General features: G+C 69.6%; 12 protein-coding genes. 7 read left to right on the top strand and 5 right to left on the bottom strand.

Going from position 1 to position 16,064, the window contains the following annotated elements:
* Positions 1–202: 202 nt before the first annotated feature.
* The 3 genes from QZM15_RS22215 to QZM15_RS22205 all read left to right on the top strand — a co-directional run bounded on the left by QZM15_RS22215 (position 203) and on the right by QZM15_RS22205 (position 3,954).
* Entirely contained in the window at positions 203–1,642 is a 1,440-nt protein-coding gene (locus QZM15_RS22215) for an aldehyde dehydrogenase family protein (protein WP_059576639.1), read from the top strand.
* A 53-nt stretch (positions 1,643–1,695) separates the two neighbouring features.
* Positions 1,696–2,454, top strand: a complete 759-nt coding sequence (locus QZM15_RS22210; RefSeq protein WP_034208109.1) for an SDR family oxidoreductase — start codon at positions 1,696–1,698, stop codon at positions 2,452–2,454.
* A 195-nt stretch (positions 2,455–2,649) separates the two neighbouring features.
* Positions 2,650–3,954 (top strand): MFS transporter, encoded by a 1,305-nt coding sequence (locus tag QZM15_RS22205; protein ID WP_059576642.1) that lies wholly within the window; start codon positions 2,650–2,652, stop codon positions 3,952–3,954.
* A 232-nt stretch (positions 3,955–4,186) separates the two neighbouring features.
* Here the strand turns inward: QZM15_RS22205 and QZM15_RS22200 are convergent, their stop codons facing one another.
* The 3 genes from QZM15_RS22200 to hemC are packed head-to-tail and all read right to left on the bottom strand — an operon-like array spanning position 4,187 to position 8,351.
* Complete coding sequence (locus QZM15_RS22200) at positions 4,187–5,374, bottom strand: heme biosynthesis protein HemY (protein ID WP_104011964.1); 1,188 nt, start codon at positions 5,372–5,374, stop codon at positions 4,187–4,189.
* A 2-nt stretch (positions 5,375–5,376) separates the two neighbouring features.
* Positions 5,377–7,347 carry a fused uroporphyrinogen-III synthase HemD/membrane protein HemX gene (gene hemDX / locus QZM15_RS22195; RefSeq protein ID WP_059576648.1) on the bottom strand — a complete coding sequence of 657 codons (1,971 nt, stop codon included), beginning with the start codon at positions 7,345–7,347 and terminating at the stop codon, positions 5,377–5,379.
* The gene (gene hemC / locus QZM15_RS22190) at positions 7,347–8,351 is read right to left on the bottom strand and encodes a hydroxymethylbilane synthase (protein WP_099316709.1); all 1,005 of its coding nucleotides are present in this window, start codon (positions 8,349–8,351) and stop codon (positions 7,347–7,349) included. The genes hemDX and hemC overlap by 1 nt, the downstream gene beginning before the upstream one ends.
* Positions 8,352–8,559: 208 nt before the next feature.
* On the opposite strand from hemC, the gene ppc reads away from it, so the two are divergent.
* The gene (gene ppc, locus QZM15_RS22185; RefSeq protein ID WP_099316710.1) at positions 8,560–11,589 is read left to right on the top strand and encodes a phosphoenolpyruvate carboxylase; all 3,030 of its coding nucleotides are present in this window, start codon (positions 8,560–8,562) and stop codon (positions 11,587–11,589) included.
* Between the two features lie 120 nt (positions 11,590–11,709).
* Here ppc and QZM15_RS22180 read toward each other — a convergent pair whose 3' ends face one another.
* On the bottom strand, positions 11,710–12,462 hold the full coding sequence (locus QZM15_RS22180) for a class I SAM-dependent methyltransferase (protein WP_060311923.1): 753 nt from the start codon (positions 12,460–12,462) through the stop codon (positions 11,710–11,712).
* A 226-nt stretch (positions 12,463–12,688) separates the two neighbouring features.
* Here QZM15_RS22180 and QZM15_RS22175 point away from each other — a divergent pair, with 226 nt between their 5' ends.
* Positions 12,689–13,498 (top strand): helix-turn-helix transcriptional regulator, encoded by an 810-nt coding sequence (locus QZM15_RS22175; protein ID WP_302107249.1) that lies wholly within the window; start codon positions 12,689–12,691, stop codon positions 13,496–13,498.
* A 7-nt stretch (positions 13,499–13,505) separates the two neighbouring features.
* On the opposite strand, the gene QZM15_RS22170 is transcribed toward QZM15_RS22175, so the two are convergent.
* Positions 13,506–14,501 (bottom strand): spore coat protein U domain-containing protein, encoded by a 996-nt coding sequence (locus tag QZM15_RS22170; protein WP_059576663.1) that lies wholly within the window; start codon positions 14,499–14,501, stop codon positions 13,506–13,508.
* 296 nt (positions 14,502–14,797) lie between these two features.
* Between QZM15_RS22170 and QZM15_RS22165 the strand changes: the two genes are divergently transcribed.
* Both QZM15_RS22165 and QZM15_RS22160 read left to right on the top strand, forming a co-directional pair.
* Positions 14,798–15,334, top strand: a complete 537-nt coding sequence (locus QZM15_RS22165) for a spore coat U domain-containing protein (protein WP_059576666.1) — start codon at positions 14,798–14,800, stop codon at positions 15,332–15,334.
* 6 nt (positions 15,335–15,340) lie between these two features.
* A complete protein-coding gene (locus QZM15_RS22160) occupies positions 15,341–16,051 on the top strand; it encodes a molecular chaperone (RefSeq protein ID WP_059576669.1) in 711 nt (236 codons plus the stop codon).
* Positions 16,052–16,064 lie beyond the last annotated feature (13 nt).

Genomic DNA, 16,064 nt, shown 5'->3' with positions numbered 1-16,064 from the left:
GAATGCGCCATTATAGCCAATCGACCGGTGGCGTCCGGATGACGATCGGCGCGATAATCGTTCCGGATGTCCGGCCGTCGAGCCGGCGGCGGTGTGCGTGGACCACACGGCACGGAAGCCGGGTAAAGTGCCGAAGCGCAAACGGCTTTGCATGGGATCCACGTAGGCGCTGGAGCGCTGGCTTGGGTCGACCGGAGGAGACATGGAAGAAGCGAAGCACTTCATCGCGGGCGAATGGACGTTGCCCGCGCAACTGGAAACCATCGCGGTCGTCGATCCGTCCGACGGCCAGCCATTCGCGACGATCGCGCGCGGCACGGCGCCCGACATTGAGCGCGCAGTCGCCGCGGCCCGCGACGCGTTCGCAGGCCCGTGGGGCGCGGCGAGCGCCGCCGAACGCGGCCGCGTGCTGATGCGGCTGTCGGCACGCGTGGCCGACCATCTCGAGGAACTCGCCGCGATCGAGGCGCGCGACACCGGCAAGCCGCTGAAGCAGGCGCGCGCCGATGCAGCCGCGCTCGCGCGCTACTTCGAGTTCTACGCGGGCGCCGCCGACAAGCTGCACGGCGAAACCCTCCCCTACCAGGCCGGCTACACGGTGCTGACCGTGCGCGAGCCGCACGGCGTCACCGGCCATATCGTGCCGTGGAACTACCCGATGCAGATCTTCGGGCGCAGCGTCGGCGCGGCGCTCGCGGCCGGCAACGCATGCGTGGTCAAGCCGGCCGAAGACGCGTGCCTGTCCGTGCTGCGCGTCGCCGAGCTGGCCGCCGAGGCCGGGCTGCCGGCCGGCGCGCTCAACATCGTCACCGGCTACGGCCACGAAGCGGGCGCCGCGCTCGCGCGCCATCCGGGCATCGACCATATCTCGTTTACGGGTTCGCCGGCCACCGGCAAGCTGGTCGCGCAGATGGCGGCCGAGAACCACGTGCCGGTCACGCTCGAACTCGGCGGCAAGTCGCCGCAACTCGTGTTCGCCGATGCCGATCTCGACGCGGCGCTGCCCGTGCTCGTGTCCGCGATCGTGCAGAACGGCGGGCAAACCTGCTCGGCCGGCAGCCGCGTGCTGATCGAGCGCGCGGTGTACGAGCCGCTCGTCGAGCGCCTCGCCACCGCGTTCAACGGGCTGCGCGTCGGCCCGAGCCGCGCCGATCTCGATTGCGGCCCGCTGATCAACGCGAAGCAGCAGCAACGCGTGTGGGATTTCCTGTCCGACGCACAGCACGACGGCATTCCGATGGCCGCGCACGGGCAGGTCGTCGCCGACGCGCCCGAAACCGGCTTCTACCAGGCGCCCGCGCTGTTGCGCGACGTGCCGCCGTCGCACCGGCTCGCGCAGGAAGAAGTGTTCGGTCCCGTGCTCGCGGCGATGCGTTTCGTCGACGAGGACGAAGCCGTCGCGCTCGCCAACGGCACGCCGTACGGCCTCGTCGCGGGCATCTGGACACGCGACGGCGCACGCCAGATGCGGCTGGCGCGGCGTCTGCGCGCGGGGCAGGTGTTCATCAACAACTATGGCGCGGGCGGCGGCGTCGAGCTGCCGTTCGGCGGCGTCGGCCATTCGGGCCATGGCCGCGAGAAAGGCTTCGAGGCGCTGTACGGCTTCACCGCGCTGAAGACGATCGCGATCCGGCACGGCTGAACGCGCGGCACGCGGCACACGACGACTCTCATGACAAACACAGGAGACACACCATGCGGTTGAGCGGCAAGACGGCCATCGTCACGGGCGGCGGCTCGGGGTTCGGCGAAGGCATCGCGAAGACCTATGCGCGCGAAGGCGCGAACGTCGTCGTCAACGATCTCAACGGCGCGGCGGCCGAGCGCGTCGCGAGCGAGATCGCGCTCGCAGGCGGCAAGGCGATCGCGGTGGCCGGCGACGTGTCGAAGGAGGACGACTGGCGCGCGCTGCTGCAGGCCGCCCTCGACGATTTCCATGCGGTGCAGATCGTCGTGAACAACGCGGGCACCACGCACCGCAACAAGCCCGTGCTCGACGTGACGGAAGCCGAATTCGACCGCGTGTACGCGGTCAACATGAAGAGCCTGTTCTGGTGCGTGCAGACCTTCGTCCCGTATTTCCGCGCACAGGGCGGCGGCGTGTTCGTGAACGTCGCGTCGACGGCCGGCGTGCGGCCGCGCCCGGGCCTCGTCTGGTACAACAGCACGAAGGGCGCGATGATCACCGCGAGCAAATCGCTCGCGGCCGAGCTCGGCGCCGATCGCATCCGCGTGAACTGCATCAACCCGGTGCTCGGCGAAACCGCGCTGATGACCGAGTTCATGGGCTGCGAGGACACCCCGGAAAATCGCCGCCGCTTCCTCGCGACGATCCCGCTCGGCCGCTTCTCGACGCCGCAGGACATCGCGAACGCCGCGCTGTACCTCGCGTCCGACGAAGCCGAATTCATCACCGGCGTGTGCCTCGAAGTCGACGGCGGGCGCTGCATCTAGTCGCACCGGGCCATACGGTTAGCCCGCATTGCTTCGCACGAAACCGGATCGGGCACCACCGCGCCTGCTCCGGCCCACTACAAGGACAGCGGTGCATCGAATCCAGGCACGCGCCCGAGCGCGGCCTTCGATCGACCGCACAGCATGGGATCCAGGTAACCGCTCAAGCGTCAGCCCGGGTCGACAGGAGACAACATGGCAACATCGACGCAATCGCTGCCGGGCTCGTCCGGCGCATTCGAGGAAGCAACCTACCGCAAGGTGTCGTGGCGGCTCGTGCCGCTCCTGCTGCTGTGCTACGTGGTTGCGTATCTCGACCGCGTGAACGTCGGGTTCGCGAAACTGCAGATGGCGAGCGACCTGAACCTCAGCGATACCGTGTACGGGCTCGGCGCCGGCATCTTCTTCTTCGGCTATTTCCTGTTCGAGGTGCCGAGCAACATCATCCTGCACCGGGTAGGCGCCCGCGTGTGGATCGCCCGCATCATGGCGACGTGGGGCGTGATCTCGATCCTGACGATGTTCGTCACGACGCCCGCGATGTTCTACGTGATGCGCTTCCTGCTCGGCGTCGCCGAAGCGGGCTTCTTCCCCGGCGTGATCCTCTACCTCACCTACTGGTATCCCGCGCACCGGCGCGGCCGGATGACCACGTTCTTCATGACGGCAGTCGCGCTGTCCGGCGTGATCGGCGGGCCGATCTCGGGCTTCATCCTGAAGGCGTTCGACGGCGTGAGCGGCTGGCACGGCTGGCAATGGCTGTTCCTGCTCGAAGGCATTCCGTCGGTGCTCGCCGGCGTGCTCGTGTTCTTCACGCTCGACGAGCGGATCGCGAAGGCGACGTGGCTGACCGACGAAGAAAAGGCGCTGCTCGCCCGCAACGTCGACGCGGAGGAAGCCACCAAGGAGGACCTGCCGCTCGGCGCCGTGATGTCGAGCCCGCGTGTCTGGCTGATGGCGCTGATCTATTTCTCGTTCGTGATGGGGCTCTACGGCGTCGGCTTCTGGCTGCCGACGATCATCAAGGCGACCGGCGTGACCGACACCGTCATGATCGGCCTGCTGTCGGCGGTGCCGTATGCGGCCGCCGTGGTCGCGATGATCCTGATCGCGCGCAGCGCGGACAAGCGCCGCGAACGCCGCTGGCACCTCGCGATTCCGGCCGCGATCGGCGCGCTCGGCCTCGTGCTGTCGGTGATCTGGGCGCACCAGACCGCGCTCGCGATGCTCGGCCTCACGCTCGCGACGATCGGCATCCTGACGACGCTGCCGCTGTTCTGGAGCCTGCCGACCGCATTCCTCGGCGGCACGGCCGCCGCCGCCGGCATCGCGATGATCAACTCGATCGGCAACCTCGCGGGCTTCCTGAGCCCGTACCTGATGGGCTGGCTCAAGCAGGCGACGAGCACCAACGATGCGGGCATGTACATGCTGGCCGGGTTCCTCGTGCTCGGCGGGCTGCTTGCGCTGTCGGTGCCGAAGCGGCTCGTCGACAAGTGATGCGCGGCGTGTAACGGCGCACCGCGAACGACCGAATACGCCGGTCGATGGCCGGTGCTCGCGAGATCGCCCCGACGGCCGGCATCGTCCGGCCGCCGGGGCGTTTTCGATTCCGGGCAGGCCAGGCCCGCACCGGCCGGATGACGGCATCCTGCGTCCCGGCGGCCCCACGACGGACGAAAAAAAGCCCCGAAGGCCGATCGGCATTCGGGGCGTGTACCGCAGCGCCGCATCACACCACGGTGATCGCCAGCGCGCTTTCGCGGTAGTGCTTCGCGGCCTTGTCGGTTTCGCCGAGCTGCTCGAACAGGCGGGCGAGCGCACGATGCGCACGCACTCTCAGCGCCTCGTTGTCGGCCAGCTTCAATGCCGATTCGAGGAACGACTGCGCCTTGCCCCACAGCTGCTGCTGCTGGCAGAGCCTGCCGAGCGCGAACAGCAGGTCGGCATCTTCCGGATGATCCTTCTTCCAGCCCTCGGCCTTCTGGATCAGCGGCAGCGCATCGGCGCCGGCCGTGTCCGGGTAACGGCGCAGCAGGCGCGCATCCCAGTTGTGCGCGAGCGCGTCCTCGACGATGCGGCGCGCTTCGTTGCGGCGTTCGAGCGGCACGAGCAACTCGGCCGCGAGATCGGCCAGGCGCGGCGACTGGCGCTCGACCGTCGACAGCGACTGCCATACCTCGAGCAGCGCGTCCGCGTCGTGCCGGCGTTCGCGCAGCAGGTTTTCCGCCGCCTGCTGGCGCAGCCGCACGGCCGCGGCCGGATGCAGCGCCTCGCGCTTTTCGAGCGCCTTCGCGAGCTTCAGCACCTCGGCCCAGTTCTTCAGTTGCTGCTGCGCCCGCAGCGCGACCTGCTGCGCATGAATGCGCTTGCCGCCGGCCTGCATGTCGGCCAGCGCGGCAAGCGCGCCGTCCGCGTCGCGGGCGTCCGCGCGCATGTCGGCCGCGGCGAGCAGCCGTGCATCCTGCCATTCGGGCGCGTCGACCTTCGACAGCCACTCGTCGCGGCGCGTGTACTCGTGCATGCGGTGCGCGGCCGTGGCCCCGACGAGACTCGCGGCGCCCAGGTTCGCGTCGACCGCCAGCGCTTCGCGCGCGGCCTTCTCCGCACGCGAGAAGCGGCCCGCGTACAGGTTCGAGATTGCATCGCGCAGCGACGCCTGCGCCTTCTCGTTGCGCGAACGCGCCCGATACGCGGCGACCCGCTGCGGCATGCGCCAGATGTTGCGCACGATGCGCAGCAGCGCGTACACGACGATGAACAGCACGACGATGGCGATCACGAACAGGTTCAGCGACACGTCGACCCGGTACGGCGGATAGACGAGCAGCACCTGCCCCGCGTCGAAACGGCCGACGGTGGCGAGCGCCGCGGCGATCGCGAACAGGATCGCGAGCCAGACGATTCCTCGAAGCGTCATCGTTACCCCCGGCTCTTGAACTGCTGAACGGCGTTCAGGCTCGTGTTCAGGTTCGGCACCGCGACCGTCAGCGCTGCGCCGTCAACCTGCTTGAGCAGATCCTCGACGGTCTGCGTGTCCTTCGACGCCTGATCGAAATACTTCGCGAGCGACGCCTGCGCGGCGTGCAGGTCGGCCTTCATCGCGCCGTCGTTGCGCGCGAGCAGCGACAGCCGCGCGGTGAGCAGGCGCAGCTTCACGTTCTCGCGCACGAAATAGCCCTGGTCGGGCGACGCGAGCATCGCGTCCGCGTTGTCGATCCGGCGCACCTGCACGAGGCCCTTCAATTGCTGGCCGAGGCTGGCGGAGAAGCCGTGCCACCACACCTTCCAGCGCGGCTCGCCGGCGGCGGCCGACGACGCGGCGTCGGCCGGCGCGGCCTTCGGCGCCGCGTGCGGCACGATCGCCTCGCCGGACAGCGGCAGCGCGTCGATCCTGGCGATCGCGTCGTCGAGCTTGATCGCGAGCCCGGTGAGATCGGCCGCCGGCGCGGCCTTCAGCTTCTCGATGTCCTGCGCGAGCGCCTTGCGCACCGTGACGGCCTGCGCGCTCTGCGACGTCGCGAGACGCGCGTCGGCGTTCTGCAGCGCGATCAGCGCGAGCTGCGTGTTGCCGGTCAGTTGAAGCTGCTGGCTCGCGCTCGACAGCATCTGGTCGACTTCCTCGAGCATCCACGCATCGCGGTTGCGCGACAGGTCCTGGTATTGCTGCTGCAGCGCCTGCTGAGCGCTCTGCGCATCGGCGAGCTTGCCGTCGAGCTGCGCGAGCTGCGTGTCGACCTGGTGCGTGCTGGCGAGCGCCTGCTCGGTCTTCGTCCGCGTTTCGGCCGCTTGCGCGTCGAGCGCCTTCTGACGGGCGACGAACGTGCCGTCGAGCCGGTCGATCTTGCGGTTCAGCGCGTAGCCGCCGACACCCGCCGCGCAGCCGAGCACGACGACGACGAGCCACAGCACCGCGCTGCCGCCGCGGCGCGCACGCGGCTCGGACGCGAGATAAGGAGGGCTGGACGGCGGTGCGGATGCAGCGGCCGGCTGGGAAGCGACGCTTTTGGAATCGTTGGTATCTGTCATGCGTTTAGTCACCGGTACGGCTGTCGCCGGTTGGACGGCCTCGTCGGCCATCGTTCGAAACGCGCGGACGATGCGCTCATCGCCCGCGCCGGTCAGCGTAATCCTATCAAAACCCAATGCGCGCGCGGTCTGCTCGATCCGCGGGTGCGGCGTCACGAGCGGCGCATGCTTCAGCGCGTCGATCTCGGCATCGTTCAGATGGGCCCGCGCGAGCTCGTGCAGGTTGCGCACGCCTTCCGAGCTCGTGACGAGCCATGCGTGCGGCTGGCCGTCGAGCAGCGCGTGCACGCGCTCCCACGCGCCGACGCGCGGCTCCGGCACGACGCGCCGGTAGGCCGCGACGAGCGTGACGTCCGCACCGGCTTCGCGCAGGCGCTCGGCGAGCCATTCGCGCCCGCCGTCGCCGCGCACGATCAGCACGCGCTTGCCCGCCAGCGCCTGCGCGCCGCCGAACGCGGCCTCGATGCTCGCGAACAGGCTTTCCGAATCGTAATGGGGCACGCCGCCATCGGCCGGCGCCTGCGGCGCGATCACGCGATGCGCGGGCGCCGCGATGCCGTGACGAGCGAGCGCCGCGACGCTGCCGGGCCCGACCACGCCGACCGGCAGCGCGTTCGGCCAGATCGTGTCGTACCGCGCGAGCGCACGGTCGATCGCGTTCGGCGACACGAAAATCACCAGCGCGTAGTCGGCCAGCGCCGCGAATGCGGCGTCGAGCGGCGCCGGATCGTCGACCGGCGCGATATCGATCAGCGGGAATTCGAGCACGTCGCAGCCGGCGTCGGCCAGTTGCGACGCCAGCGCATCGGACTGCCCGTCCGGACGCGTCAGGACAGCGGTGAACGCGCGCGCGCCGCCCGCCATCAGGCGTCGCCCTTGCCCGCGGCCGGCGAGCTCGCGAGCAGCGCCTGGACGATGTCGAGCGCGCCTTGCGCCTCGAGTTCGTCGGACACCGCGCGGCCGAGCGCGAGCGCATCGGCGACGGTCACGACCGCGCCGCACTCCTCGGCCGTCAGCACGCGCTTGCCGTCGGTGGTCGACACACGGCCCGTCAGGTACAGCTCGCCCGCGCGCCACACCGCGTGCGCGGCGAGCGGCACCTCGCAACTGCCGCCGAGCGCGCGCGACACCATCCGCTCGGCCTCGACCGCGAGCGCGGTCTGCGTGTCGTGCAGCGGCGCGAGCCACGCGGCGACGTCGTCGCGATGCGCGGCGATCTCGATGCCGAGCGCGCCCTGGCCGGCCGCGGGCGGGCTCGCCTCGACGTCGAGCAGCGCGCGGATCCGCGCTTCGAGGCCGAGGCGCTTCAGGCCGGCGGCCGCGAGGATGATCGCCGCGTAGTCGCCGCGGTCGAGCTTCGCGAGGCGCGTGTCGAGGTTGCCGCGCAGCGGCAGGACCTCGAGATGCGGATAGCGCGAACGCAGCATCGCTTCGCGGCGCAGGCTCGACGTGCCGACGACCGCGCCGGCCGGCAGCGCGTCGAGCGACGCGTAGTCGTTCGACACGAAGGCGTCGCGCGGGTCTTCGCGCGCCATGATCGCGGCGAGCGAGAAGCCGTCGGGCAGCGCCATCGGCACGTCCTTCAGCGAATGCACGGCGAGATCGGCGCGACCGTCGGCCAGCGCGGCTTCCAGTTCCTTCACGAACAGGCCCTTGCCGCCGACCTTCGACAGCGTGCGATCGAGAATCTGATCGCCGCGCGTCGTCATCCCGAGGATTTTCACGTCACAAGCTGGATATAATTTGCGCAGCGCATCACGCACATGTTCGGCTTGCCACATCGCCAGGCGGCTCTCGCGCGAAGCAATCGTCAACGTCGCGGGCGGTCGTGCCTGTTGCGGCCCGGCCGCGGGGGTCTCGGAATTCATTGCTGGAACATCGAAGGACGGGATTGAAGATCGAACAATGGTAGCACGCACGCTCCGGCCCGCCCGGGCCCGGAGCCTGCGCCCGGCCTGCTTCCGTGCGGGTCGCGGCGCCGTTGTGCGGATGTGCCGCACGTAGCTGGTTGCTTGACCGCAGTTCCCGCAGTTTCCGCAGTTCCTTTTGACTCGAGCTTTCCCAAGGAAACCCATCGTGAAGTCTTCCGGATCGGCGCGTACGGCGCGCCGCAATGCTGCCCTGTCCTCCTCCGACGCCTCGACGGACACCGTCGCCACCGCCGCGAACGGCCGTGCGAAAGCGGCAACGAAACCAACGGCAACGAAACCGAAAGACGCGATACGTCAGACAAAACGCACGACGAAAGCCGCCGGCCCCGCGGCCCGCGACGCCGTCGCGCCGAAGGCCGGCACCCGCGCGCGCGACGACAAGGACCGCCCGCTGTTCGAGGACATCCGCTTCCTCGGCCGCCTGCTCGGCGACGTCGTGCGCGAACAGGAAGGCGATACGGTGTTCGACGTCGTCGAGACGATCCGCCAGACCGCGGTCAAGTTCCGCCGCGAGGACGACAGCGAAGCCGCGCAGACGCTCGAGAAGAAGCTGCGCAAGCTGACGCCGGAGCAGACGGTGAGCGTCGTACGCGCGTTCAGCTATTTCTCGCACCTCGCGAACATCGCGGAAGACCGCCACCACAACCGCCGCCGCCGCATCCACGCGCTGGCCGGCTCCGCGCCGCAGCCCGGCACGGTCGCGTACGCGCTCGACCAGCTGAAAACCACCGGCAACGCGTCGAAGCGCCTGCTGCAGCGCTTCTTCGACGATGCGCTGATCGTGCCGGTGCTGACCGCGCATCCGACCGAAGTGCAGCGCAAGAGCATCCTCGACGCGCAGCACGACATCGCGCGCCTGCTCGCCGAGCGCGACCAGGAGCTGACCGCGCGCGAGCGCCAGTACAACGAGGCGATGCTGCGCGCGCGCGTGACCGCGCTGTGGCAGACGCGCATGCTGCGCGACGCGCGCCTGACGGTCGGCGACGAGATCGAGAACGCGCTGTCGTACTACCGCGCGACGTTCCTCGACGAATTGCCCGCGCTGTACGGCGACATCGAGGCCGCGCTCGCCGAGCACGGCCTGTCGGCCCGCGTGCCCGCGTTCTTCCAGATGGGCAGCTGGATCGGCGGCGACCGCGACGGCAACCCGAACGTGACCGCCGCGACGCTCGACGAGGCGATCAACCGTCAGGCCGCGGTGATCCTCGAACACTATCTGGAACAGGTGCACAAGCTGGGCGCCGAGCTGTCGGTGTCGAACCTGCTGGTCGGCGCGAACGATGCGGTGAAGGCGCTCGCGGCCGCGTCGCCCGACCAGTCGCCGCACCGCGTCGACGAACCGTATCGCCGCGCGCTGATCGGCATCTATACGCGGCTCGCCGCGAGCGCGCGCGTGCGTCTCGGCGAAGGTACGGTGCCGGTGCGCAGCGCCGGCCGCGGCGCGCCGCCCGTGCGTGCGGTCCCGTATGAAGATTCGGAAGCGTTCGTCGCCGACCTGAAGGTGCTGACCGCATCGCTCGACGAACACCACGGCGCGTCGCTCGCCGCGCCGCGCCTCGCGCCGCTCGTGCGCGCGGCCGAAGTGTTCGGCTTCCATCTCGCGAGCATCGACCTGCGCCAGAGTTCCGACATCCACGAGGCGGTGGTCGCCGAGCTGTTCGCGCGCGCGGGCGTCGAGGCCGACTATGCGGCGCTCGCCGAGGAAGACAAGCTGCGCGTGCTGCTCGCCGCGCTCGCCGATCCGCGCCCGCTGCGCTCGCCGTACATCGAATACTCGGCGCTCGCGCAAAGCGAGCTCGGCGTGTTCGAGAAGGCGCGCGAGGTCCGCGCGCAATTCGGCGCGCGTGCGGTGCGCAACTACATCATTTCGCATACGGAAACCGTCAGCGACCTCGTCGAAGTCCTGCTGCTGCAGAAGGAGACGGGCCTGCTCGAAGGCACGCTCGGCGTGCCGGGCAGCGACGCGAAGAACAGCCTGATGGTGATCCCGCTGTTCGAGACGATCCCCGACCTGCGCGACGCGTCACGCATCATGCGCGACTACTTCGCGCTGCCGGGCATCGACGCGCTGATCGCGCACCAGGGCGCCGAGCAGGAAGTGATGCTCGGCTACTCGGACAGCAACAAGGACGGCGGCTTCCTCACGTCGAACTGGGAGCTGTATCGCGCGGAACTCGCGCTCGTCGACCTGTTCCGCGAGCGCAAGATCACGCTGCGGCTGTTCCACGGGCGCGGCGGTACGGTCGGCCGCGGAGGCGGCCCGACCTACCAGGCGATCCTGTCGCAGCCGCCGGGCACCGTCAACGGCCAGATCCGCCTGACCGAACAGGGCGAGGTGATCGCGAGCAAGTTCTCGAACCCGTCGATCGGCCGGCGCAACCTCGAGACGGTCGTCGCCGCGACGCTCGAGGCGTCGCTGCTGCCGCAGTCGAACGCACCGGCGCAACTGCCGGCGTTCGAGGCCGCGATGCAGACGCTGTCCGACTCGGCGATGGCCGCGTACCGCGCGCTCGTCTATGAAACGCCGGGCTTCACCGATTACTTCTTCGCGTCGACGCCGATCACCGAGATCGCCGAGCTGAATATCGGCAGCCGCCCGGCGTCGCGCAAGCTGCAGGACCCGAAGCAGCGCAAGATCGAGGATCTGCGCGCGATTCCGTGGGGCTTCTCGTGGGGCCAGTGCCGGCTGCTGCTGACCGGCTGGTACGGCTTCGGCAGCGCGGTGAGCGCGTATCTCGACGGCGCCGGGGACGACGCCGAACGCGCGAAACGCGTCACGCTGCTGAAGAAGATGAACAAGACCTGGCCGTTCTTCTCGAACCTGCTGTCGAACATGGACATGGTGCTCGCGAAGACGGATCTCGCGGTCGCGTCGCGCTATGCGCAGCTCGTGCCCGATCGCAAGCTGCGCAAGCACGTGTTCGAGCGGATCGTCGCGGAATGGGAGCGCACGTCGCGGGCGCTCGCTGAAATCACCGGGCACGAAGGCCGCCTCGCGACCAACCCGCTGCTCGCGCGCTCGATCAAGAACCGCTTCCCGTATCTCGATCCGCTGAACCACCTGCAGGTCGAGCTGATCAAGCGTCACCGCGCGGGCGACACGAACGCGCGGCTGCGCCGCGGGATTCACCTGACGATCAACGGGATCGCGGCCGGCCTGCGCAACACCGGCTGATCCGCGGGCGGCGCGGGCGCGGTTTCGCGCCGGCCGGGATAACGAAAGCCGCGATACGCGTTCGTGCGTATCGCGGCTTTTTTCATGCGATCGCGAAACGGCGCGGCGCGCGCCGCCCGCTCAGTGCGCGTCGATCAGCAACGCGTCGTGCTCGAACGACCCGTCGGCCTGCACCGCGTAGTAGCCGCGCACCTCGTCCGGCGCATGCGCCCACAGCGCGCGAATGCCGGCGACGCTGTCGGCAGGCGTGCGGATGCGCGCGACCCACGTGTCGAAATCGATCGGCAGACGCCAGCGGCTGTGCACCCGCGCGTCGAAACCGGCGGCGCGGAACATCGCGAGCCATTCGTCCGCGCGGTAGTCGCGCACGTGCGACGCGTCGCGCAGCACTTCCGCAGCCTGCAGGTACGTATCGAGCAGCGGATGATCGTTGCCCGCGATGTCGATCATCAGCACGCGGCCGCCCGGCTTCAGCACGCGGCGCACTTCGGCGAGCGCCGCGCGCAGGTCGTGCCAGTGGTGCGCGCTCATCCGGCTCACGACCCAGTCGAACGTCGCGGTGTCGAACGGCAGCCGCTCGGCCGGGCCCTGCTGCGTGCGGATGTTCGCGAGCCCGCGCTCGCGCGCGGCCGCATCGACGGTCGCAAGCATCGGCGCGGCGAGATCGTACGCGACCACCTCGCGCACGTGCGGCGCGACCGCGAAGCTCGCGTGGCCGGCACCGCAACCGAGGTCGAGCACCGCGGCGTCGGGCGTCGCGCGCACCGCGTCGGCGAGCGCCCGCAGGTCGGCGCCCGTCGCATGAACCGTGCTCGTCAGATAGGCGGCGGCCGTCGTGCCGAACGCGTCGGCGACCTGGTCGTGGTGTTTCATCGTTCGCTCCTTTCCTTGATGCCGTCGGCCGAACCCCACGCTTGCGCGCGCGATCCGGCCCCGTGCAACGTATTGTGGGGGACGCCCGCTGCCCTGCCAGCGCGCGAGCCGCTACAATAGGCCTGCATTTGTACCAGTACAAGTTAAGCAGTTATTCTGGTATTCGATCCACCTGTCTGATCGTTCGATCGTTGCCGCGTCTTCGCTTCCACTTCGCCGTTTCCGCATGAACCAGCCGTCCTCCGCCCTCGTCCCGCCGCTCGACGCCACGCCCGCCCGCGCGCTCGGCGAATTCATCCGCGCCCATCGCGAGCGGCTGTCGCCACAGGCCGTCGGCCTGCCGCCCGGCCCGCGCCGCCGCACGCCGGGGCTGCGGCGCGAGGAAGTCGCGCAACTGTGCGGCGTGAGCCCGACCTGGTACACGTGGATCGAACAGGGCCGGCCCGTGTCGGCCTCCGCCGACGCGCTCGCCCGGATCGCCATCGCGCTGCAGTTGTCGAAGGCGGAACGCGCGTACCTGTTCGAGCTGGCCGCGCAGCGCGACCCGGCCGAGCCCGACGTCGCGGGCGGCGACCTGCCGCCGACGCTCGCCGCGACCGTCGCCGCGATCGCGACGCCCGCCTACGTGCTCGACCGCCAATGGAACGCGCTCGCGTGGAACCCGCCGGCCGCCGCGCTCTTTTCCGGCTGGCTCGACGGCGAGCACGACCGCAACCTGCTGCGCTTCACGTTCATGTCGCCGGCTGCACGCACGCTGATCGTCGACTGGGAAACCCGTGCGCGGCGGCTCGCGGCCGAATTCCGCGCCGACGCGATCCGCCACCTGACCGACGCGCCGACGCGCGCGCTGATCGACGCGCTGACGGCCGGCAGCGACGCGTTCGCGCAGTACTGGGCGTCGCAGGACGTGTTCGAGCGCGAAGGCGGGCGCCGCGAATTCGACCATCCGGCCGACGGCCGCCTCGTGTACCAGCAGATCACGCTGAAACCCGCGCACCGCGAGGACCTGAAGCTCGTCGTGCTGGTGCGCGACTGAGCGCGGCTCAGAAGCTGATCGTCGCGGTAATCGTGTCGCTGTAGTTGCCGGGCGCCGGCGTCGCTTGCGCGGGCACGCGGCCGTACACGGTGATCGCCTGCGCGAACCCGCTGCCGGTGCCGGTCGCCATCGACGTGCCGGCGGTGCCGTCGCCCCATGGTTGCGTGAAGCCGCTGTCCTGATAGAGCTGGTAGCTGACCGACCCGCCGCCCGCGCGCTGCATCGTGCGTGCGGCGACGTTGCCGCTGCCGCCGCCGTTCAACGCGATCCGGAATGCGTCGCCGTTCGTGCAGCGCGCGCTGATCGAGCCGCTGGCGGTCAGCGCGGACGCCAGCACGCCTGCGGGCGGAAACGCGACGCCGGTCGCGCTGATGATGCAGTTGTTGATGACGGTGGCGGTCGTGGTAACCGTCATCGTGCCGGCCGTCGACTGCGACACACACGGTGTCGGCAGCACGCCAAGCAGCGAAAAACTGTAGCTGTATGCGGCCTGGTTGCCGCTGAAACTCTGTGTATAGACGGTGCTGCCGTTGTTCACGGTCGGCACGGTCGGCTGGTTCGGCGCGATGCGGCCATAGATGGTCACGTTCGCACTCGCGGACGTGCCGAGCGCCGGTTTCGTCAACGTCAGCGATATCGGCGTCGTGCCGCTGCTCACGGCGCCCCAGGCCTGCGAATAGCCGGCGTCCTGATACAGGTCGTACTGCATCTGGTTCGCCCCGTTGCTCAGGTAGCGCGGGCTGGTGCCGCCGAGGTTCACGCACACGAGCACGCCGGTGTTCAGGCTCAGCGCGTCCCACGTGCAGTTCACGGTCATCGTGGCGGTCGTCGTGTAGGCCTGTTGCGTGATCGGACTGACCGAGCCGAAGCTCGGCACCGGCGGCGTCACCGTGCACGTATCCGCACGCGCCGGCATCCAGGGCATGCCGAGCAGCGCCGCCAGCAGCAGGGACGCGAGCGCGCGCATCCAGCGGCGCGCCAGATCGAAGCCGTCAGCCTCCATGCATCTCCCCCGAAAAAAACGTCCGGACGATCGGGTTCGCGGATCGGGCCGCGCCCTCATCGTATCCATCCGCGCATCGATCGTTCGCACTGTTACTTGATCCGTGTCAAATAGGCCGATGGAATCCGTCCGCCCCCCGGGCAATGCACGCCAGGTCGGCGTTTTCTCCATTGCGCGCGACCAAAGCCGTGGAGTAGTCTTCCACCAACGACAGAGCGGTAACGGCGACCGGCAACAGACCACGCGGCAGGCACTCCGCGGCCGGGCGACCCCTTGAACGGCAGGAGACAATCATAATGATAGATTCCCGACGTCGTGTTTTTTCAGCCATGCTCGCAGCCACGTTCGCATTCGCGCCGGTGCTGCAGCCCGTCACCGTTGCCGCAGTCTATTCGAACGGCACGGCCACCGCGCAATTCAACGTCACGCTCACGATCCAGGCGAACTGCACGATCGCCGCGAACCCGCTTGCATTCGGCACCACCGGCGTGCTCGCGTCGACGGTCAACCAGCAGACGACGGTCTCCGTCACCTGCACGAACTCGACGCCCTACAACATCGGACTCGACGCCGGCGCGGTAACCGGCTCGACCGTCGCCAGCCGCCTGATGGGCGGCACCACGACGGGCAATACCGGCACGACGGTCGGCTACCAGCTCTACCAGGACTCCGGCCACTCGACGATCTGGGGCAACACGCAAGGCACCGACACGGTCGGCGGCACCGGCACCGGTTCCGCGCAGGTGCTGAACGTGTACGGCCAGGTGCCCGCGCAGGCGACGCCGAAGCCCGACACCTACCAGGCCTCGGTCACCGCCACCGTCTATTTCTGACGGGCCGTGCGATTGTTCCCGCGCGCCTTTGCCGCGCTGTGCGTCGGGTGGGCGGCGGCGGTTTCGCATGCCGCCACGCTGCAGATCACGCCCGTGACGATCGAGCTGCCGCCTTCGGCGGCAGCCGCGAGCATGACGCTCAGCAACCCGGGCGGGCGGCCGATCTACGGCCAGGTCCGCACCTATCGCTGGACGCAGGAAAACGGCACCGACGTGATGACGCCGACCGACGCGCTCGCCGCGTCGCCGCCGCTGCTGCAGATCGACGCGAACGCCGAGCAGTTGATCCGGCTCGTGCGCACGAGCCGCGGCACGCCGGCCGCAGAGGAGAGCTATCGCGTGCTGATCGACGAACTGCCCGCGCCGGGCGCGCCGGTCGACAACGGCGTGACGATCCGGCTGCGCTATTCCGTGCCCGTATTCGTCGAGCCCGACGCCGCGCAAGCGTCCCCGCGCCTCGACTGGCGCATCGAATCCGACGGGACCGGCATGCGGCTCGCGGTCGACAATCGCGGCGGACGGCGGGCGCAGATTTCCGCGGTCCGGCTGGTCGATGCGCGAGGCGGCGTCCACGAGATCACGCGCGGGCTACTCGGCTATGCGCTCGCGGGCAGCACGCGACGCTGGCCGCTCAAGCTCGACGCCGGCGCGCCCTTCGTCAAGATCCAGGCGACCGTCAACGCGCAGCCGGTCGAAGCCCGGCTGCCGGTGCCCTGAGCCACCCGGGCAG

Source organism: Burkholderia sp. AU44665 (assembly GCF_030504405.1).
GTDB classification, from domain to species: domain Bacteria; phylum Pseudomonadota; class Gammaproteobacteria; order Burkholderiales; family Burkholderiaceae; genus Burkholderia; species Burkholderia semiarida.
Note: the sequence above shows the minus strand (reverse complement) of the source record. Positions and strands in the feature narration are given on the sequence as shown.